At 61.6% G+C, this 20018-nt stretch carries 22 protein-coding genes; 8 read left to right on the forward strand and 14 right to left on the reverse strand.

The window, feature by feature from the left end; translation table 11 throughout:
- The first annotated feature begins 8 nt into the window (after positions 1-8).
- Complete coding sequence (locus tag B3H86_RS08050; RefSeq protein WP_292052753.1) at positions 9-563, forward strand: CC0125/CC1285 family lipoprotein; 555 nt, start codon at positions 9-11, stop codon at positions 561-563.
- 70 nt (positions 564-633) lie between these two features.
- On the opposite strand, the gene xth is transcribed toward B3H86_RS08050, so the two are convergent.
- The 3 genes from xth to B3H86_RS08065 all read right to left on the reverse strand — a co-directional run bounded on the left by xth (position 634) and on the right by B3H86_RS08065 (position 4949).
- Positions 634-1431, reverse strand: coding sequence for an exodeoxyribonuclease III (gene xth / locus B3H86_RS08055; protein WP_292052755.1), 798 nt, complete (start codon positions 1429-1431; stop codon positions 634-636).
- A gap of 91 nt (positions 1432-1522) precedes the next feature.
- Entirely contained in the window at positions 1523-2152 is a 630-nt protein-coding gene (locus tag B3H86_RS08060) for a LolA family protein (protein WP_292052757.1), read from the reverse strand.
- Positions 2153-2450: 298 nt separating this feature from the next.
- Complete coding sequence (locus B3H86_RS08065; protein WP_292052759.1) at positions 2451-4949, reverse strand: DNA translocase FtsK; 2499 nt, start codon at positions 4947-4949, stop codon at positions 2451-2453.
- A 146-nt stretch (positions 4950-5095) separates the two neighbouring features.
- Between B3H86_RS08065 and B3H86_RS08070 the strand changes: the two genes are divergently transcribed.
- Positions 5096-6346 (forward strand): UbiH/UbiF/VisC/COQ6 family ubiquinone biosynthesis hydroxylase, encoded by a 1251-nt coding sequence (locus tag B3H86_RS08070; RefSeq protein WP_292052761.1) that lies wholly within the window; start codon positions 5096-5098, stop codon positions 6344-6346.
- 80 nt (positions 6347-6426) lie between these two features.
- Here B3H86_RS08070 and B3H86_RS08075 read toward each other — a convergent pair whose 3' ends face one another.
- The 4 genes from B3H86_RS08075 to B3H86_RS08090 all read right to left on the reverse strand — a co-directional run bounded on the left by B3H86_RS08075 (position 6427) and on the right by B3H86_RS08090 (position 8880).
- Positions 6427-6624 carry a Trm112 family protein gene (locus B3H86_RS08075; RefSeq protein WP_292052762.1) on the reverse strand — a complete coding sequence of 66 codons (198 nt, stop codon included), beginning with the start codon at positions 6622-6624 and terminating at the stop codon, positions 6427-6429.
- 52 nt (positions 6625-6676) lie between these two features.
- Positions 6677-7339 carry an LON peptidase substrate-binding domain-containing protein gene (locus tag B3H86_RS08080; protein ID WP_292052763.1) on the reverse strand — a complete coding sequence of 221 codons (663 nt, stop codon included), beginning with the start codon at positions 7337-7339 and terminating at the stop codon, positions 6677-6679.
- A gap of 11 nt (positions 7340-7350) precedes the next feature.
- On the reverse strand, positions 7351-8247 hold the full coding sequence (gene trxA / locus B3H86_RS08085; RefSeq protein WP_292052765.1) for a thioredoxin: 897 nt from the start codon (positions 8245-8247) through the stop codon (positions 7351-7353).
- Between the two features lie 84 nt (positions 8248-8331).
- Positions 8332-8880, reverse strand: a complete 549-nt coding sequence (locus B3H86_RS08090) for a prolyl-tRNA synthetase associated domain-containing protein (RefSeq protein ID WP_409450212.1) — start codon at positions 8878-8880, stop codon at positions 8332-8334.
- Between the two features lie 74 nt (positions 8881-8954).
- Here B3H86_RS08090 and B3H86_RS08095 point away from each other — a divergent pair, with 74 nt between their 5' ends.
- Entirely contained in the window at positions 8955-9695 is a 741-nt protein-coding gene (locus B3H86_RS08095; protein WP_292052767.1) for a DUF6065 family protein, read from the forward strand.
- A gap of 59 nt (positions 9696-9754) precedes the next feature.
- Here B3H86_RS08095 and B3H86_RS08100 read toward each other — a convergent pair whose 3' ends face one another.
- Together B3H86_RS08100 and B3H86_RS08105 are read right to left on the reverse strand one after the other, a co-directional pair.
- Entirely contained in the window at positions 9755-10441 is a 687-nt protein-coding gene (locus tag B3H86_RS08100) for a response regulator transcription factor (protein ID WP_292052768.1), read from the reverse strand.
- Positions 10442-10503: 62 nt separating this feature from the next.
- Entirely contained in the window at positions 10504-11202 is a 699-nt protein-coding gene (locus B3H86_RS08105; protein ID WP_292052770.1) for a YggS family pyridoxal phosphate-dependent enzyme, read from the reverse strand.
- Between B3H86_RS08105 and B3H86_RS08110 the strand changes: the two genes are divergently transcribed.
- On the forward strand, positions 11201-11842 hold the full coding sequence (locus B3H86_RS08110; RefSeq protein WP_292052771.1) for a thiamine phosphate synthase: 642 nt from the start codon (positions 11201-11203) through the stop codon (positions 11840-11842). The genes B3H86_RS08105 and B3H86_RS08110 overlap by 2 nt on opposite strands.
- Here B3H86_RS08110 and B3H86_RS08115 read toward each other — a convergent pair whose 3' ends face one another.
- Positions 11843-12259, reverse strand: coding sequence for an NtrZ family periplasmic regulatory protein (locus B3H86_RS08115; RefSeq protein ID WP_292052772.1), 417 nt, complete (start codon positions 12257-12259; stop codon positions 11843-11845).
- Positions 12260-12634: 375 nt separating this feature from the next.
- On the opposite strand from B3H86_RS08115, the gene B3H86_RS08120 reads away from it, so the two are divergent.
- The 4 genes from B3H86_RS08120 to holA all read left to right on the forward strand — a co-directional run bounded on the left by B3H86_RS08120 (position 12635) and on the right by holA (position 17413).
- Positions 12635-13084, forward strand: coding sequence for a DUF3576 domain-containing protein (locus B3H86_RS08120; protein WP_292052774.1), 450 nt, complete (start codon positions 12635-12637; stop codon positions 13082-13084).
- A gap of 88 nt (positions 13085-13172) precedes the next feature.
- A complete protein-coding gene (gene leuS, locus B3H86_RS08125; protein ID WP_292052775.1) occupies positions 13173-15848 on the forward strand; it encodes a leucine--tRNA ligase in 2676 nt (891 codons plus the stop codon).
- Positions 15848-16342, forward strand: a complete 495-nt coding sequence (lptE, locus tag B3H86_RS08130; protein ID WP_292052777.1) for an LPS assembly lipoprotein LptE — start codon at positions 15848-15850, stop codon at positions 16340-16342. The genes leuS and lptE overlap by 1 nt, the downstream gene beginning before the upstream one ends.
- A gap of 18 nt (positions 16343-16360) precedes the next feature.
- Complete coding sequence (holA, locus tag B3H86_RS08135) at positions 16361-17413, forward strand: DNA polymerase III subunit delta (protein ID WP_292052779.1); 1053 nt, start codon at positions 16361-16363, stop codon at positions 17411-17413.
- Here the strand turns inward: holA and B3H86_RS08140 are convergent.
- The 4 genes from B3H86_RS08140 to rsmG form a co-directional block, all read right to left on the reverse strand.
- Complete coding sequence (locus tag B3H86_RS08140) at positions 17410-17601, reverse strand: hypothetical protein (protein WP_292052781.1); 192 nt, start codon at positions 17599-17601, stop codon at positions 17410-17412. The genes holA and B3H86_RS08140 overlap by 4 nt on opposite strands.
- Before the next feature lie 62 nt (positions 17602-17663).
- Positions 17664-18551 (reverse strand): ParB/RepB/Spo0J family partition protein, encoded by an 888-nt coding sequence (locus B3H86_RS08145; RefSeq protein WP_292052782.1) that lies wholly within the window; start codon positions 18549-18551, stop codon positions 17664-17666.
- A gap of 26 nt (positions 18552-18577) precedes the next feature.
- Positions 18578-19435: a ParA family protein gene (locus B3H86_RS08150; protein ID WP_292052783.1), complete on the reverse strand. Its 858-nt coding sequence runs from the start codon at positions 19433-19435 to the stop codon at positions 18578-18580.
- Complete coding sequence (gene rsmG / locus B3H86_RS08155; protein ID WP_292052784.1) at positions 19386-20003, reverse strand: 16S rRNA (guanine(527)-N(7))-methyltransferase RsmG; 618 nt, start codon at positions 20001-20003, stop codon at positions 19386-19388. The genes B3H86_RS08150 and rsmG overlap by 50 nt, the downstream gene beginning before the upstream one ends.
- Positions 20004-20018: the final 15 nt, after the last annotated feature.

Consider the following 20018-nt stretch of genomic DNA (forward strand, 5'->3'; position numbering starts at 1 on the left):
AGACTTCGATGAAGACACCTCGTAAAACTCCCATTGCTCTCGCTCTTGTAGGCGTACTGGCGCTTGGTGCCTGTGCGACCGCCACGCCCTATCAACCGGCTGGCGTCAACGGCAATCGTGGCGGCTATGCCGAACAGCGCCTTGAGCAGGACCGCTTCCGTGTCAGCTTCGCCGGTAACTCGGTCACTTCGCGTGATCGCGTTGAAATGTCGCTGCTACTGCGCGCCGCCGAACTGACGGTCGAGCAGGGCTATGACTGGTTCCAGACGGTCGATCGCGTGACCGATCGTGACAGCCGTCTCGTCGCCTATCCCGACCCCTTCTATTATGACCGCTACGGGCCGTTCTGGGGGCCGCGCTGGCGTTATTACCACCGTGGCTACTGGAGCCCGTGGGGTCCCGCCTGGGGCGGCGACGTCGATGTCCAGCGTGTCGACCGCTACGAAGCCACCGCAGAAATCAAAATGGGCCGCGGTCCCAAGCCTGCAGACAACCCCAACGCCTTCAATGCACGCGAAGTGATCGAAAACCTGTCATCACGCGTCGCGCGACCGCAGTCTTAAAGCTTCTCCCCGAAACCCCCTCTTGCGGGTTTCACGCCCTGACAGTCCTGACTGTCAGGGCGTCGCTTTATCAGACGTCCAGTTCCATCATTACCGGCGCGTGGTCGCTGGGCCGTTCCCACTCGCGGACATTGTCCAGGATGCGGGCACTGCCCTTGACGACGGCAGGTGTCAGGCCCGGCGAAGTCCATAGATGGTCCAGCCGCAGACCGCGGTTTGAGACGCGGAAATCCTTGGCGCGATAGCTCCACCAGCTGGCCAGCTTCATCGGCTCCGGATGCTGGTCCCGCACCACATCGGTAAAGGCGCCTGCGTCCTGGAAGCGATACAGGGTCTCGATCTCAATAGGGGTGTGGCTGACCACCTTCAGCATGTGGCGGTGGTTCCAGACGTCGAACTCGCCCGGCGCGATATTGAAGTCACCCGCCAGCAGCAGCGGAGCCTGACGGTCACGACGCGCGGCCTCGGCGGTCAGTCGCTCGTAGAAGTCCATCTTGTGATCGAACTTCGGATTGATCATGCGGTCCGGAATGTCTCCGCCCGCCGGAATGTAGAAGTTCTGGATTTCGATGCCGTTGACCATCACCGCAACATTGCGAGCATGTTTCTCGCGACAGACGTCAAGGATCGGGGCCTCGGTGATCGGCAGTCGGCTGGCAATCGCTACGCCGTGCCAGCCTTTCTGGCCGCCGATCTTCAGATAGGGCAGACCCATGTCGATGAAGGCCTGACGGGGGAACTGGTCCTCCGTACATTTGATTTCTTGCAGGCACAGCACGTCGGGGGCGTACTCGGCCACGAAACGGGCCACCTGATCGATGCGCAGACGCACCGAATTGATGTTCCAGGTCACAATGCGAAGGGTCATGGCCTTGCCTTAGCAGGGGCCGGTGCGTTCCGTCCAAAAAGAAACGCCCGAAGCACGAGGCTTCGGGCGTCAAACCTTGAACCGGTGCGGATCAGTTGCGTGACGGACGACGGGTCGGATCGCGCAGCTGGAACAGGCTGTTGGACAGACCCGAGGCCGGTTGCAGCGTGGTCAGCTGAACCCGCGTGCGCGAGCCCTGGGCATCAGAAATGGTCCATTCCTGCAAACGACCGCCGGCAAAGGACAGGATCACCGAGCCTTCGTTCGGACGCCGCGCATCGCGGGCCGTGATGGCATAGGCCCCAGAGGCCATGCGGGTCACGCGGTCAATGCGCACGCCTTGGTCCAGACGCACATTGCGCGCGAGGAAGGTGGAAAGCGGGGTCTGGGCCAGCGGCACCTGACGGAAGCTGTTCAAGCGCGGATCATAACGGTTGACGTTATTGCCATCGGCCACCACCAGCAGACCCGCCGGATTGGTGTATTCAAAGCGCATCTTGCCGGGGCGCGACAGCCAGAAACGGCCTTCGCGGCGCTGGTTGTTCGGGCCCGTCTCAACGAAGGTGCCCTGCGCCGCCGTCAGATTGGTCAGATAGGTCTGAGCCTCGCGCAGAACAGCCTGATCCTCTGCCGACAGGTTCGACTGGGCCACAGCCGGCATGGCGGCCATAGCCACAATCGCAGCAGCGCCAAAACCAAAAGCGCGTCGAGAAAACGTCATGTCTTAAAATCTCCCGTTCGGGATTATCGAGACCCCCACCCTGCCCCGTCGGCTTGGCGTCCTCATGACCCAAGCCAGACCATATTCCGGCGGCAGAATGAAGGGGTGTTCAGCTAGATTTATGCCCGTTCATCCTACAGGCGTCATAGAGCCAAACGGTCAAGGAAAGCGCGCGTTCCGAAAGGCCATTCATCAAAGACAGAGCCCTATTTGCGCTCAAGCAACAGGCCCCCTGTGGGGCCTTCGTTAGCGCGGCAGCAAAGCGGCCACGCTCTAAAAAACCTATTGTCTGACAAAGTCAGACGATGGGGGGCGGTCCAGCGAGGACCTCGCGTTTGCCAGCATGGTTGGCAGGCGTGACCACGCCTTCCTGTTCCATGCGCTCGATCAGGGTCGCGGCGCGGTTATAGCCGATCTGCAGGCGGCGCTGGACGTAGGAGGTCGAGGCCTTGCGGTCGCGGGTGACGATGGCCACGGCGCGGTCGTACAGGTCATCGCCCGAACCGCCGCCGCCTTCATCGCCATAGCCGCCATCGCCGTCGCCATCCGGCTCGTCGGTAATGAGGTCGAGATATTCCGGCTCGGCCTGCGCACGCAGGTGTTTGCAGACTTCCTCGACTTCCTGATCGCCCACGAACGGGCCGTGCAGGCGGGTGATACGACCACCACCGGCCATGTAGAGCATGTCGCCCTGACCCAGCAGCTGCTCGCCGCCCTGCTCGCCCAGGATGGTGCGGGAGTCGATCTTCGACGTCACCTGGAAGGAGATACGCGTCGGGAAGTTCGCCTTGATGGTACCGGTAATGACATCCACCGACGGGCGCTGGGTGGCCATGATCAGGTGGATACCGGCGGCGCGGGCCATCTGGGCCAGACGCTGGACGGCGCCTTCCACTTCCTTGCCCGCGACCAACATCAGGTCGGCCATCTCGTCCATCACCACGACCAGATAGGGCATGGGTTCAGGGCGGATCTTCTCGCTTTCGTAAACCGGACGGCCCTGTTCGTCGAAGCCGGTCTGGACGGTACGTTCGAAATGCTCGCCCTTTTCCTGGGCTTCACGGGCGCGTTCGTTGTAGCTGGCCACGTTACGCACGCCGAGTTTGGACATGCGGCGATAGCGGTCCTCCATCTCGCGCACGGTCCACTTCAGTGCGACCACCGCCTTCTTGGGATCGGTCACCACCGGCGCCAGCAGGTGCGGGATACCGTCATAGACGGACAGTTCCAGCATCTTCGGGTCGATCATGATAAAGCGGCATTCGGCAGGCGAATGGCGATACAGGATCGACAGGATCATCGCATTGACGCCCACCGACTTACCCGACCCCGTCGTACCGGCGATCAGCAGGTGGGGCATGCGGGCAAGGTCGGCCACATAGGGCTCGCCGCCGATGGTTTCGCCCAGAGCCAGCGGCAACAGGTGGCTCTTCTTGTCATATTCGCCGGATGCCAGCAGGTCGCGCAGGAAGACGGTCTCACGCTTGGCATTCGGCAGTTCGATACCGATGGCGTTACGGCCCTGAACGACCGAGATACGGCAGGCGCGGGCCGACATTGAGCGGGCGATATCATCCGCCAATGCCACCACGCGCCCGTGCTTCACGCCCGGCGCAGGCACCAGTTCATAAAGCGTCACCACCGGCCCCGGACGGATCTGGTCGATCGAGCCACGGACGCCGAACTCTTGCAGCACGCCTTCCAACATCTTGGCGTTGGCTTTCAGCGAGGCCTCGTCCACCATGCCGCCACGCTGGGTCGGCTTGGCGAGAATGCCCAGCGAGGGCAGTTCGAACCCGCCTTCATGCTCGAAGCGGAAGGTCTGCTGGTCAATATCGATGGCGGGCTTCGGTGCCTTGGTCGCGGCGACCTTGGGCTCGTCTGAACCGCGCGCGGGCTTGGCCGAAGGCGGTGCTACCGGAGCAGGTTCCTCCCACGGCGGGGCGAAATCGCCTTCGTCTTCGATGCCCGGCTCGGGGGCCGACAATGGTGCCTTGATCCCCGGTGCTGCGGCCGCAGCGGCTGCGGCGGCGGCAGAGACAGCCGGTGCATGGACTTCATCCTCGTCAAACTGTTCAGGCAGAACGTGACGTGGCTTGCGTACATTTGCCGGACGCGCCTCTTCGCGCTTGGCCCGTTTACCCGCAGCGGCTTTGGCAGGACGCGCAACGCGGACACTGGCCCCCTTTTCGGCTGCCCAGCCTGCGGTATCGGTCAGATCGCGGGTGCGCAGCCCCACCGTGTAGCCCAGAGCCCAGAGTCCCATGAGACCATAAAGCGATCCAAGGATGATATTGGCATAGGGAACATGCAGCGCACTGAGGCCGCGTGTCGTCAGGCCGATAATGCCATCGCCCCATAAACCGCCCAGACCGCTGGCCAAGGGCCATGCGGCGGGCTCTGCCAGCGCGGACAGGCCCGCGCTGGCCAGCAGAACGCCCATGACCGCGGCAAAAGTTTTCAGTCGCGTCGGATGCAGGCGGTGCGGCACAGAGTCACCCAGCGCCACGCCGACCCCAAAGGCACCGACCAGCAGGACCGCGATCCACGCCCCGATGCCAAGCGACTGCATCAAAATATCCGACAGAACGGCACCGCCGCCGCCCAACCAGTTCCTCACCGGCTGGGTCGAGGCCGTATTCCAGCTGGGATCGGCGGCATTCCAGGACGCCATAGCGACAAGAACGAGCGCCGCGATAACGGCCTGCGCCACACCGCGTACACGCACAGCAAAGGGCGCACCCCACACAATGCGGAATGTGGTCCAAGCCCGTTCGACGAGTACGGCAGCAGTCATGAGGCGCACCTCCGGCACAGAACTAACTTCTGCTTGTGCCGGATCAGGGTTAACGGCCTATTTACCAGCGGCCGTTCGTGACCTTCTTTGACCATCATTCGTGCGGCCCTCTGGACCTTTGCGCCCTAAAGGGCGACACAGGACCTATGAGCGGTTCTGATTACGACATCGTCATTGCGGGTGCAGGTCTAGCCGGGGCTGCGTTCGCGCTGGCTGCGGCACAGGGCGGGTTGAAAGCGGTCGTGGTCGACCCCCAACCCTTCGAAAACCAGTTGGCACCGACATTTGACGGTCGGTCCACCGCCATCGCCTATTCCACATTCCGCATGCTGGATGCGCTGGGCTTGGGGGAAAGCCTGCGACCCCATGCCTGCCGCATGGACCATATCCTGGTGACCGACGGCCAGCGTCCCAGTGCGTCCTCGCGTCCGCCCTCCCCGGCCTTTATCCGCTTCGATGCCGAAGAGATCGGTGACCGTAACGGCGGCGAGCCACTGGGCTATATGCTGGAAAACCGCCGCATCCGTCAGGCTTTGGCCGAGGCCCTGCCCAAGGCGGGCGTCGAAGTGATGGCTCCTGCCGCCGTCAAATCGGTCTCGGTTGGCCCCGGTCATGCCGAGGTTACCCTGGTTGATGGCCGATCGCTCCAAGCGCCACTGGTAGTGGGTGCCGAGGGTCGTGGCTCCACCGTTCGCCGCGAGGCCAAGATCGACACCCTCGGCTGGAAATACGGCCAGTCAGGCGTGGTCTGCACGGTCAAACTGGGCAAAGACCACGGCAATGTCGCACACGAATATTTCCTGCCGGACGGTCCGTTCGCCATCCTGCCACTGACCGAGCAGCGCGCCTCTCTTGTGTGGACCGAAAGCACCCGCCGCGCCGATGCACTGAAAACCTGCTCGGACGAAGCTTTCCAGGCCCATCTTTACCGCCGCTTTGGCGAGTTCCTGGACAGTGTCGAAGTGGTCGGCCCCCGCTTTGTCTATCCGCTCAGCCTGCAATTGGCCGAGAACCTGATCGCGCCGCGCACGGCCATTCTGGGCGATGCGGCCCACGGGGTTCACCCCGTCGCGGGACAGGGTCTGAACATGGGCCTGAAGGATGCCGCCGCCTTGGCCGAGGTGCTGACCGACGCCCTTCGTCTGGGCGAAGATATCGGCTCGGAACTGGTACTGGAGCGCTATGCCCGCTGGCGCCGCTTCGACAATGCCGTTCTGGCCGCCGGTTTCGACGGTTTCGTGCGCCTGTTCTCCAACGACTTCGGCCCCCTGCGCCACGCCCGCGATCTGGGTATGGCCGTGGTCAACCGCATCGGCCCCATGCGACGCGCCTTCATGCACGAAGCCGGCGGCGCCACCGGCGACCTTCCTCGCCTCTTACGAGGCGAGAAGCTTTAAGTAAGGGCGCTTCGCGCCACCGCAAAAGGGCCGCCAGCAAAGCTGGCGGCCCTTTGTGCGAAACTAAAAATCACGCAGCCTTAGTCTTCTAAGCTGCGTGCATCCTCGACCAGCATGATCGGCACGCCCTCGCGGATCGGGAAGGCGAGTTTGGCCCCTTGGGAAATCAACTCGTTACGCTCGCGATCATAGGTCAGGCGCCCACGCGTGACCGGACAGATCAGCACTTCCAGAAGACGCGGGTCCACAGTGACGGGGGTGTTGAAATCATCGCTCATAGGCAGGTTCTATCCTTCCCGCACAAAACATGAAACAGGCCATATCGAGCCACTACTGCACACGCGGAGGAATATCTTCGTCCGAGGCGGTGCCTGCGCTGTCGATGTGCAGCAATGCCGTCAGGGCCTCACAACGGTCCCGCAGGCTGCTGGCTTCGACGAGCGCCTGTTTCTCTGCGGGCTCGAATGGCAGTCCCATCGACAGACTGTTGATCAGGGCCTCGGCCGGTGCCGCGCGCGCGGTATCCCAGTCAATGTCCAATCCGCGACTGCCCAGATACGGGGCCAGCACCCCGAGAAAACTGTCGCGGTCAAAACTCTCGAAGGGGTCCGGCCCGTCCAGATCGTGGGCATAGGGACTGAAATCCGCCCTGACCTGCCGATAGGGCGTCTTGACCTGAAGCTCGGTCGCAATGCGGAAACGCGCGATCCCCGTCAGAGTGATGAGATAACGGCCATCCGATGTTTCAGCGAAACTGGTGATCCGTCCCGCGCATCCCACACGCATCAGCGGTGGACGCTCTCCCGTCGGGCCCACGGTCTGGATCATGCCGATCATCCGGTCACCCGCCATCGCATCATCGACCATATTGAGATAGCGGGGCTCGAAAATATTGAGCGGCAACTGACCGCGCGGCAGCATGGTGGCTCCGGGCAGAGGAAAGACCGGAATGACCTGCGGCAGGTCCGACGATCTTACATAACCCTGAGCCATCTCAATCAATCCTAACCGAACAGAAGGGCAGACAGGCGACGGCGCCCGTCCTTTGAAACATCACTCATCGTGCCCGCCGCCTCGAACACCGTCAGAAGCTCTTTACGCGCGGCCTGGTCGTTCCACTCGCGGTCGGCTTCGATAATGCTCAGCAACTGATCCACCGAACCTTTGAAGTCACCCGCCGCAGCCAGGGCCTGAGCCAACTCGAAACGCGCCTGATGGTCGGTCGGATTGGCCTGGACGCGGGCTTCGATTTCCGCCGCAGGTCCGGTCGATTTGGAGGCCAGGGCCAGTTTGGCGCGAACAGCCTGAACCGACGGGTCCTTGGAATCTGCCGGTGCCATCGCAATCGTCTGGGCCGCCTGTTCGGCATCACCGTCTGCCAGATAGACCAGAGCAAGACCGGCAATCGCCTTTTCATTGGCCGGATCCAGGGTCATCACCTGGGCAAAGGCCTGGGCGGCACCGCCGATATCGTTCAGGCCCAGAGACTCTTCGCCTTGGGACAGAAGCTGTTCGATGTCGGTGTTGGCCGCGCCCCCCCCGGTCAGACGATCGATAAAGGCCTTGATCTGGCTTTCCGGGATCGCCCCCTGGAAACCGTCTACCGGCTGGCCGTTCACAAAGGCATAGACCGTCGGGATCGACTGGACGCGCAGCTGGCCTGCATAGGCCGGGTTCGCGTCAACATCGATCTTGACCATCTTCACCTTGCCACCAGCGGCACGCACGTTCTTTTCCAGCAGCGGTCCGAGGGTGCGGCACGGTCCACACCACGTCGCCCAGAAATCAACGATAACGGGCTGGGTCTTGGAGGCCTCGACCACGTCCTGAATAAAACTGGCGTCCGTGCCGTCCTTGATCAGGTCGGCGGGAGGAGGATTGGACGGGTCGGCGAAGGTCATGAATTTCGGCTCCCAAGCGCGAAACAGATTGAAGGGTCTGCCCATCAGATGGTTCTGATAGTGGCCAAACTCAAGGCCAAGGTGTCAGACGATGCGTTCCATGCGGTCGAAATCGACCACAAATGGCGCACGTCCCAAGGCCTTGAGGAAGGACCGAAAAGCGGTCTGGTCCAATCCGGTTGTGGCCGTATTCTCCAGCGGGTGGAAGTTGACGATGTCAGCGTCCCACAAACGGGCATCCAATATGAATGTGACGTCCTGTTGCGGGTCATTGACCAGACCCAGCGCCGTTACCGATCCCGGTCGTACCCCCAGATGACGCCAGAGCAGGGTCTCGTTGCCAAATGACAGGCGGTCAGAACCGATGACCTTGTGTGCGCGCTTCAGGTCGATAACCGTGTCCTGCGCTGCCGAGATCAGCCACAGCCGTCCCTTCTTGTCTTTCAGAAAGAGGTTCTTGGTATGGGTGCCGGGCATACCGGCCTTCAGGTCCAAGCCTTCCTCGACGCGGAAGACCGCCGGATGTTCGTGCGTGACGCAGTCGATGCCCTGCCCGGCCAGATAGGACATCAGGGCGTGGCGATCGAACGGCGGCGTGAAATCTTCTGATAAAGCGACGGCTGCGTCTGTCATTGCGCTTGTCTGTAAGTACCCGGCAACGTTAGGGGAGAAGGCAGAGATCTACCGATAGCCTGTGGAGCCGAGACTTGGAACTGGAATGCTATCCGATGAGCGCCCGCCCGTGCGATCTGGTGCCGGGGCGTCAGTCGCGCAATTGGATGGATGCTTTTGCGTCTCGCCACCCCTATCGGTGCCTGCCGCTGAACATGGCCAATACCACCGGATGGGAAATCCTTTGCCCGTTCGGATTTACGGCCGAGTGGAACGGTGGTCCGGCGCAGAGCGACATCACGATCAAGCCCGACCATCCTGTCGAGAACATGGAGCATTTCGTCACCTCGCACTTCTCGCGCGGGGTTTTGACCATGCACCCCCAATATCTGTTCCGCACGCCGCCGGGCTGGGGCCTGATTGCCAAGGGGTCGCCCAATCATATGAAGGACGGCATCCAGCCTCTGGAAGGTTTGATCGAAACCGACTGGCTTCCCTTCCCCTTCACGATGAACTGGCTGTTCACGCGTCCGGGACGTGTGAAATTCGCAAAGGGCGAGCCGTTCTGCTTCATCCTGCCGATCGAGCACCGCAAGGTCGAAACCATCGAGCCGGTGATCCGTACGCTAGATTCCAATCCCGCCATGAAGGGTCAGTTCGAAGCGTGGAACCGCGCCCGCACGGACTTCAACCAGCGCCTGGCCAATTTCGAGCCCGATGCCGTGAAGGAGGCGTGGCAGCGCTATTACTTCAAGGGCGAAGTCCCCGAACAACTGGGCACCGCGCCCGAAACCCACGCCAACAAACGTCGCCTGAAAATGCCCCGTTTGGGATAGGTCGATAAAAAAGCCCGCCTGGAAATCCCAGCGGGCTTTTCTTTATCGGTGTGCGCCGGTCAGGGCTGGAGGCGATATCCGCCCGCATCCGTCAGCAGAAGGCGGGCCTGGCCCGGTTCGGCTTCGATTTTCTGGCGCAGGCGATAGATGTGGGTTTCCAGCGTATGGGTGGTGACCCCCGCATTATAGCCCCACACCTCGGTCAACAGCTCTTCACGCGACACAGGCTTGCTGCCTGCGCGGTAGAGATATTTGAGAATATTGGTCTCTTTCTCGGTCAGGCGAACCTTCTTGCCGCTGGCGTCCACCATGATCTTGGAAGCCGGACGGAACTCGTAAGGACCGATCTGGAAGACCGCATCCTCGGACTGTTCGTGGCTTCGCAGATGGGCGCGGATACGGGCCAGAAGGACAGCAAACCGGAAAGGTTTGGTCACATAGTCATTGGCACCGGAATCCAGTCCGAGAATGGCGTCGGAATCCGACGACTGGCCCGTCAGCATAATGACCGGCGTCAAGACGCCCGCCTTGCGGATCAGCCGGCAAGCCTCGCGGCCATCCATGTCCGGAAGGTCAACATCCAGCAGGATCAAATCAGCGCGCGCTTCGCGGGCCTGTTTGACTCCGTCAGTCGCATTAGCGACCTGAACCGGGCGGAACTCTTCATGAAGCGCGAGCTGCTCTGCGAGGGCTTCGCGCAGATCGTCGTCGTCATCGATGATCAGGATCGTCTTGGGCGTCGGCATATTTAGACAATGGCGACCCAAAGGGCGTAAGCCAAGAGGCACACCGCGCTATTCGGCCATAATCAGTCCGATTTCGCCGGTTTTCTGGCTCCGAACAGTGCCGATCCGACTCTGACATGGGTTGCACCCTGACGAATGGCCTCTTCGTAGTCGCCGCTCATACCCATTGAGATCACAGCCAAGCTATTGCGGTCGGCTATACTTTTCAAAAGCGCAAAGTGCGGGCCCGGATCTTGATCAAAGGGCGGAATACACATCACCCCCTCGACCTTCAGACCATAGGTGTCACGCGCCAATGCAATAAGCGCGTCGGCACCATCAGGCAGCACACCGGCTTTCTGGGGCTCCGCACCGGTATTGACCTGCACCAGAACGCGCACCTCGCGACCGTGTTTTTCAGCTGCCACCGACAGTGCCCGCGCCAACTTTTCACGGTCCAGCGTTTCGATCACATCGAACAGGCGGACGGCATCCTCGACCTTGTTGGTCTGGAGCGGGCCGATAAGGCGCAGTTCCAATCCATCGCGTCGATGCGCCCAATGACTATAGGCCTCCTGGACGCGGTTCTCGCCAAACACAACCTGCCCCGCAGCCAGCGCCCCCGCCAGAGCCTCTTCGGTCTGGGTCTTGCTGACCGCTGTCAGGGTCACCGATGCCGGATCGCGACCCACGGCCTCGCAGACCTGACGGATATGCTGGCGGACCTGATCGAAATTCCCGACAATGGTCGTTGCGACAGCAGCAGGATCAATGGCGCTCATGACTCTCTCCAAGGATGCAGACATCCTGTGGCAAACCGCATTGGAACTAGCGCGTCGCAGTGCCGAAGTCAGCCCGCGCGCGCGCAAACTGCCGCCTCTGCTGTTCTTTACCGATCCCGAACGTACGCCGGCGCCGTGGCGGATCGTTCCGCACCTGCCCGCGGGGGCCGGCGTCGTCTATCGGGCCTTTTCCCGTCCGGACGCCCGCGAGGGCGGACTGCGCCTCAGGGCCGAATGCGATCTGGCCGATGTTCTGCTGCTGGTCGGCAAGGATGAAGGGCTTGCCCGCGACATCGCCGCCGACGGCGTACACCTGCCTGAAATCGATCTGTCCCGCGCTGAGGCCATCCGCATGGCCAACCCGTCATGGATCATCACCGGTGCCTTACACCGGCACTTGGGGGACCGAACATTGAGAGGACTGGATGCCGCCGTCGTCTCGCCTGTGTTTCCGGCGGGCGGTGCTTCCGCAAGCAAGCCCGACCTGGGATTGTGGAAGGCCAACGAAGTGATCGAAAGCCTGCCCTGCCCCGCCTATGCGCTGGGTGGCATCAGTTCCGCAAACGCCGGGTGGCTTCTGGACACCAAGGCATGCGGCATCGCCGGCGTGGACGCTATCCAGAAAGCCTTTGGCGGCTGATCAGAATTTGAAAATGGTTTCCAGACGGACGCGCGGCTGGCTGCGGCGGTCGCTGTCTTCAACGCGGGCCGGATCGGCATCGCGGGTGGCCAGATTCGCAGCGGCCCCCACACGCAGGCGCGGGTTCAGGCGATAGAAGGCGCCGGCTTCCACGTCACCCCAATCGGTACCACGGCCTACCGGCTGGTTCAGATTGAGGTTCAGGCCCCAGCGGCCGTTCTCGTTCCAACGCAGGCCGCGACGCGACTGCTGGAGGTTCGAACGTTCGGCACTGGAAGGGGCAGCGGTTGCCGCCTGGGACAGGCCGACCTGCGATCCGCGTGCCTGGGCAAGCGCATCGGTAGACACGCTGGCCAGTGCCAGTGCGCCTACAATCGCCAGACCTGCTACGCCGATGCGCATCAAACCCAAATCCATCCAACGCCCGCCATTTGGAGGGCCATCAATCTGTCCACAGGGGACTGATCCTGCGATTAGACACCGCTGGTTCGCGTGGTCAACGGCTGCGAACCCATGCCGTTGCACTTGGCGCGTTCCAAATGCGACTCCGTCGAGACCTGTGTCTCTCGCGTCACGAATTTACACCGCCGCCCATAAGGCAAAGCTTGGTCGGCCCGTCACAAGCCGCCGTTCCACCCGCTATTGAGATATATAATCATCCACAGCATCCCTACGCTTGTCATATCCCCTTTTCAGCGTGTTATAGAGCGACATTCCGGTGTCTGGTGATCCAGCGATTTGGCTGAGAACTCTGTACGCCTTTTACGTCGAGACCTTTTTGGAGATCTTGGAATGGCTCTAGTTCGTGGCGCTGCTATCGCCCTGGTCGCTACTGGCCTGCTCGTAAGCGGCTGCTCCAGCCTGCCGTTCGTCGGTAAGAAGACCGAAAAGGTGGCTTCGATGGAAGACCGCCTCGGTATCGGCGTGAACGCCTATCTGTGGCGCGCGACCCTTGATACCCTGTCTTTCATGCCTCTGGCTTCGGCTGACCCTTGGGGCGGTGTCGTCAACTATGACTGGTACACCAATCCGCAGGCCCCGAACGAGCGCTTCAAGGCGACCGTATTCATTCTGGACCGCCGTCTGCGCGCCGATGCGCTGAACGTTGCTGTCACCAAGGAAGTACAGGACGCTGCCGGTCAGTGGGTTTCGGCCCCTGTCGCGGCCCAGACCGAAACCGATCTCGAGAACGCGATCCTGACCAAGGCCCGCCAACTCAACCTCGCCAACGCAGCCCGTTAAGGGCTGCGCTACCTTTCTTTCTACGTTTAACCGCTAGACCTCAGGCCCGCCTCACGCTTCCCGCCTGAGGCGACGCTTAGGATTAGCCGTGGTCCGCTACGAGCCCAAAGTAACCGAACCCCGCCAACAGGCCCGCTGGGCCGAGGCCGACGTATTCTCCGTGTCCAACGAGGACACCGGTCGTCCGAAATACTACGTCCTGGAGATGTTCCCCTATCCGTCGGGCAACATCCACATGGGCCACGCCCGCAACTATGTGATGGGCGACGTCATCGCCCGCTGGAAGCGCGCGCAGGGGTTCGACGTACTTCACCCGATGGGCTGGGATGCCTTTGGTATGCCCGCGGAAAACGCCGCCATGGAGCGCGGCGTGCATCCGGGCGACTGGACCTATTCCAACATCGACAACATGCGCTCGCAGCTGAAACTGCTGGGCCTGTCGCTGGACTGGTCGCGTGAGTTCGCCACCTGCGATCCGGAATATTATGGCCAGCAGCAGGCGTGGTTTCTGGAGCTGATGAAGCGCGGCCTCGTCTACCGCAAGGAAGGCACGGTCAACTGGGATCCGGTCGACAATACCGTTCTGGCCAACGAGCAAGTCATCGACGGCCGTGGCTGGCGTTCGGGCGCTCTGGTCGAAAAGCGCAAGCTAACTCAATGGTTCATCCGCATCACCGACTATGCCGATGACCTGATCGACGGCCTGAAGGAACTGGAAGGCCGCTGGCCGGACAAGGTCCGCCTGATGCAGGAAAACTGGATCGGCCGCTCCAAGGGCCTGCAGATGAAGTGGGCCTTTGCGGGTACCGCTCCGGCGGGCTTCGAGGACGGCGTAGAGCTCTACACCACCCGTCCGGACACTATTTTTGGTGCCTCTTTTTTGGGCTTAGCCCCAGATCACGCGATTTCCAACATGCTGGCCGAAGCCGACCCGGAGGTCGCCAAATTCGTGGCCGAATGCCGCAAGGGCGGCGCCTCACAGGCCGAGATTGAACAAGCCGAGAAGATCGGACGGGACACTGGCCTGAAGGCCATCAATCCGTTCACAGGAGAAGAGGTACCTGTCTGGATCGCCAACTTTGTTCGATCCGATTATGGTACAGGTGCTGTCTTCGCCTGCCCTGCTCACGATGAGCGAGACTTTGAATTTGCTCAGAAATACGATCTTCCTATTATCCCTCAGCTTTACCCTGCCGGAACTACATACCTTCAGGAAGAAAATATAGTTATAGAGGGCCCATTCGAATACGAAGAAGCATCTCTTTATCTTGACTTCAAAAAAGAGCCTTTTACCTATAAAGGTAATGAGCCTTGCGAATACTTGGATCCTCGCGCATTTAAAATTTTGAATTCGACCAACTTTGATTATCCAATCAAGATTGATGATGCCATCAAAATATTTATTTCGTATGCTGAAGATCATGGCATAGGTAAAGCTACTATAAACTATCGCCTGCGCGACTGGGGCGTCAGCCGTCAGCGCTATTGGGGCTGCCCGATTCCGGTCATCCACTGCGAGGACTGCGGCGTCGTTCCGGTGCCGGCCGACCAACTTCCTGTCGAACTGCCCAAGGACGTCACCTTTGATGTGCCGGGCAACCCGCTGGACCGCCACCCGACGTGGAAGCACGTCAACTGCCCGACCTGCTCCAAGCCTGCCCGCCGTGAGACGGACACGCTGGACACCTTCGTGGACTCCAGCTGGTATTTCGCCCGCTTTACCGATCCGAAGGCCTCGACCCCGATCAACAAGGCCGCCGCTTCGCGCTGGCTTCCAGTGGATCAGTACATCGGCGGCATCGAACACGCCGTGCTTCACCTGCTCTATGCCCGTTTCATCACCCGCGCCCTGTCGGACGCCGGTCTGATGGATGTGAAGGAGCCGTTCGCGGGTCTGTTCACCCAGGGCATGGTGGTCCACGAGACCTATTTCGACGGCCACGAGCCGAGCGGTAAGCCCAAATGGGTCGAGCCCACCGACGTCCAGATTGAACACGTTGACGGCAAGCGCATCGCCCGCCGTCTCTCGACGGGTGCTGAAATCAGCATCGGCGAAGTCGAGAAGATGTCGAAGTCGAAGAAGAATGTCGTCGCCCCCGTCGACATCATCGAGACCTATGGCGTCGATGCGGGCCGTCTGTTTGTCCTGTCGGACAGCCCGCCAGAACGTGACGTGCAGTGGTCGACCGGCGGTGTCGAGGGGGCCTCGCGCTTCGTCCAGCGAGTCTGGAACGAGTTTGACGCCTATGACGCCTCGGCTCCAGCCAACGCCGACGTGGACGCCAGCCTGATCCGCGAAACGCACAAGGCCATCAAGGCCGTCAGCGAAGGCATTGAAAGCTTCCGCTTCAACTCGGCCATCGCCAAGCTGTACGCCTTCCTTGGTGTGCTGAAGGACCACGCCAAGGCTGGTGGCGAAGCCCGCAAGCTTGCCCTGTCGGCTCTGGCCCGTCTGGTGGCGCCGTTCACCCCGCACCTGGCCGAAGAAGGCTGGACGCGTCTGGGTATGGACGGCATGGTTCTGGAAGCCGAATGGCCGGTCTATGACGCCAAGCTGGCGGCTGACGACCAGGTGACCATGCCGGTCCAGATCGGCGGCAAGCGTCGCGGCGAAGTTCAAATGCCGCGCGGTGCCGACCAAGCCGATGTCGAGGCCGCAGCCCTCGCCAATCCGACGGTTAAGGCCTACCTTGAGGCCAACAACCTGACGGTCCGCAAGGTGATTGTGGTGCCGGATCGCATTGTGAACCTGGTGGCCAACTGATGAAACGCATCCTTCCCCTGTCTGCGCTTGCTGCTGCGGCTGTACTGGTCTCTGCGTGCGGGTTTACCCCGTTGTATGGCCAGATGGGGGAAGGTGCCGTCGGTACAAGCCTGTCGCGTGTGGCCTTTAAAACGCCGGATGATCGACTGGGTTATCGCCTGCGCGAGCAGTTGGAGGATGCGTTCGGGCGCAATGCCTCCCTGCCCCCGCAGTACCGTCTGGAAACCGAGGTGGAGCAGTCGCGTCTGCCGCTGGGTCGCCGGATCGATGACACCGCCACGCGTTATCAGCTGACGCTGAAAGCCAAATGGACACTCATTCCTTTGGCCGGTGGGGAGCCGATCCAGGGCCAGCGCACGACCACGACGACCTATGCCTCTGCCGATCAGCCCTATGCCGCCATTGCAGCCCAGCAGGACGGTGAAGACCGCGCAGCCGCCGATATGGCGCGTCTGCTGCGTATGGATTTGATGCGTGTTCTGGGTCGCAGGTGATCGCACGGGGATTTCCGCGTGATCCTTTCAAAACGCCCTGAAATCGAACGCTTCTTAAAAAGCCCCGATAGCCATATCCGGGCCGCCCTGATCCACGGCAAAGACCGGTCGGGCGTGCAGGAACGTGCCGTCGCCCTTTGCAAGACCGTCACGACCGATCTGAATGATCCGTTCAACGTCACATCGCTGACGGATGCGGATATCGACGCCGATCCCATCAAGCTGGAGGAAGCCCTGACGGCGCTTTCCATGCTGGGCGACAGGCGTCTGGTGCGGGTCCGTCTCGGTGATCCCAAGGCCAGTGTCGATAAGGCCGTCGCCGCGGCCCTGACGGCCCACGCAGAGGGGCAATACAACCCCGACGCCCTTTTGGTGGTCGAAGCGGGCGCGCTTGGCCGCGAGTCTGCCCTTCGCAAGGCTGCCGAAAAGGCGTCAGGCGCTGCTGCTATCGCCTGTTACGAGGACGAGGTCGGTGACGTCGCCCGTATGACGCGTGAGGCCCTGTCCGCGGACAAGGTCGGGCTGAATTCCGACGCTTTGGACCGCTTTGTCGCCCGCCTGCCGCGTGAGCGTGGACTGATGCGTCAGGAAATCGAGCGCCTGATCCTCTATATCGGTCCCGGATCGGGTCGCACCATCGACCTGGAAGAGCTTGAAAAGCATCTGGGGGTCGAACCCGATGCCTCGCTGTCCGATGCTGCGCTTCAGGCTTTCGGCGGCCGGGCCGGTCCTGCACAGGCCGGCCTACGTCGCGCTCTGGCCGAGGGCGAAAGTGCCGTCATGGCCGTGCGGATGGTTTCCATACACCTCGGAAAACTACGCCGTATCAATATCTTGCAGGCAAATGGCCAAGGCGCGAAAGAAGCCGCCAAGGCTGCTGGCGTATTCTGGAAACAGGAAGCGGAAATGCTGCGACAGGCGCGTAGCTGGCGTCTGGAAGTGCTTGATGAAGTGCTGAACAGCGTCAACACAGCCGATGTTGCGACAAAAACAACCGGCATGCCAGAGCATTTGATTGCCGAGCGTCTTTTGCTGGAAATCGCAGCCCGCGCGCGCCGGATGGGCCTTTAACCGCGGTGTGACATCCAGCGGAAGGCAGGCTTGTTCATCGCGGCAGCTTCGCGTTGCAGCTGTTTTTCCAATGACTTGGCATCCAGGCCACCGCCTACGCCCTGACTTTTGGCCTTTGCTGCCTTCTTGGCGGCCAAAGCGCGGCGCATGGTTTCGGCCTGAGTAGGTTTGGGGGATTGTTCGGTCATACCCTGCCCATAGCACAACGGGCCCCGAAAGGCCCGTCGCTTGGTCTATTGTGTGATCCGGATCAGCCGCGCATCAGGCGGCGGCAGAGATCATCCAACTGCTCAAGGGTAGAATAGTTCAGGGTAATCATACCCTTACCACCCTTGTCCACCAGCACGACCTTGAGGCCGAGCGCATCCGACAGGTCCTGTTCCAGTGCCGCGATGTCCGCCGCGCCTTCCTGATTGACCGCTGCCTTGGGCTTGGACGGCTTGGGACCTTCTGCCGACTTGCGGGCCAGCATTTCGGTCTGGCGGACATTCAGGCCCTTGGAAATGATCTCTTCGGCCAGTTCCTGCGGGTTCGGCGCTGTGATCAGGGCGCGGGCGTGACCGGCGGTCAGACGGCCATGCACCACATGATCGCGCACTTCCGGCGGCAGTTGCAGCAGGCGCAAGGTGTTGGCGACGTGCGAGCGGCTCTTGCCCACCACACCGGCCACGGCATCCTGCGTGCGGCCGAATTTTTCCATCAGCTGGGCGTAGGCGTTCGCCTCTTCCATCGGGTTCAGGTCGGCCCGCTGGACGTTTTCGATAATGCCGACTTCCAGCACCTCGACGTCGTCCATTTCACGGACAACGACCGGCACCTGGGTGACACGGGCCGCCTGTGCCGCGCGCCAGCGGCGTTCACCGGCGATGATCTGATAGACGCCCGGCTCGCCCGGCTGGCTGCGGACCAGAATGGGCAGCAGCACGCCCTTGTCGCGGATCGAGGCCGTCAGTTCGTCCAGATCTTCCTTTTTGAAGACCTTACGCGGCTGATCGGGGTTGGGTTTCAAGTTCTCGATCGGAACCCGCTGCACGCCAGCGGGAGCCACGGCGGCACCATCAACGGCCACAGCTTCCTGTGCGTTTTCTCCCAGAAGGGCCGAAAGCCCCCGTCCCAGACCGCGTTGACGTTCAGACAAGATACGGATTCCGCTATTGTTTTTACTTAAGCCGCGAGGACTTCACGGCGTTGACGCTCGCGCGCGACCACTTCGCGCGCCAACTTCAGATAAGCCTGACTGCCGGCGCATTTCAGATCATAGATCAGCGCGGGCTTGCCGTATGACGGCGCTTCGGACACCCGCACATTGCGCGGGATCACGCTTTCATAGACCTTTTCGCCAAAATGGGCACGCACATCCGCGGCCACCTGACCCGACAGGGCGTTGCGGCGGTCATACATGGTCAACACCAGCCCCTGGATTTCCAGCGACGGATTGAGGTTCTGCTTCACCATGTCGATGGTGCGCATCAGCTGGGTCAGACCCTCAAGGGCGAAAAATTCGCACTGCAGCGGCACCAGCACAGCGTCGGCGGCGGCCATGGCGTTCAGCGTCAGCAGATTCAGCGACGGCGGGCAGTCGATCAGCACATAGTCAAAGGCGCGCTCGCCATTGGCCCCCTGCGCTTCCAGAGCGTCGCGCAGGCGGTAGGAACGGCGGTCGGCTTGGCTCAGCTCGATCTCGACACCGGACATGTCCGGATCGGCCGTGACGATATAGAGGCCCGGAACGGCCGTCTGGACGGCGGTTTCATCGATGGAGTGACCGTCGACGATGACGTCGTAGATCGTGACCTTGCGCGTTTCACGTGGCACGCCCAGACCCGTCGAGGCATTGCCCTGCGGGTCCATGTCCACGATCAGAACCTTCTCGCCAATCGCGGCCAGCGCGGTGCCGAGGTTGATCGCCGTCGTGGTTTTACCCACGCCGCCTTTCTGATTGGAAACCGCAAGGACGCGGGTCGTCTTCGGTTTATCGGACACGACGCAAACTCCCCACTGAAACGATGCGGCCACGCGCATCGCTGCGCGAAACCGAGAGCTCAGAGTCAAAATGCCAGACAGTGGCTGCCTGTTTCAACTCAGCTTCGGCCTTCTCGCCCTTCAGGAACAGACCTTTTGCACCACGTTGGAAGTAGGGCTGTGCATAACCGAGTAATTTTTCCATCGGTGCGACGGCGCGGGCGGTCACGATGTCCACCTTCACCTGCTGTTCCTCGGCACGGCCATTGATGACCGTAGCGGGCAGATCCAGCGCATCAACGACGGTCTGCAGGAAGCGGCAGCGTTTACCGAGGCTGTCGATCAGCCAGACATGGCCGCCTTCGACACCCTTCATCATGATGGCCAGCACGACACCGGGAAAGCCCGCCCCTGCCCCTAGATCGGCCCAAGTGCGGGCCTCGGGTGCCAGAGACAGCAGCTGGGCGCTGTCCCACGCATGGCGGTTCCAGAAGTCAGGAATGGTGTCCGGACCAACGAGGTTCATCACCTCATTAGCCTCGGTCAACATGCCGAGGAAGGTCGTCAGATCGGCGATCTGGGCGTCGGTCGCACCGGCATTGGCGCGGAATTGGGCGATAGCGTCCATGGAACTCTTTTCCGC

The organism is Brevundimonas sp. UBA5866 (assembly GCF_002432125.1).
GTDB lineage: Bacteria > Pseudomonadota > Alphaproteobacteria > Caulobacterales > Caulobacteraceae > Brevundimonas.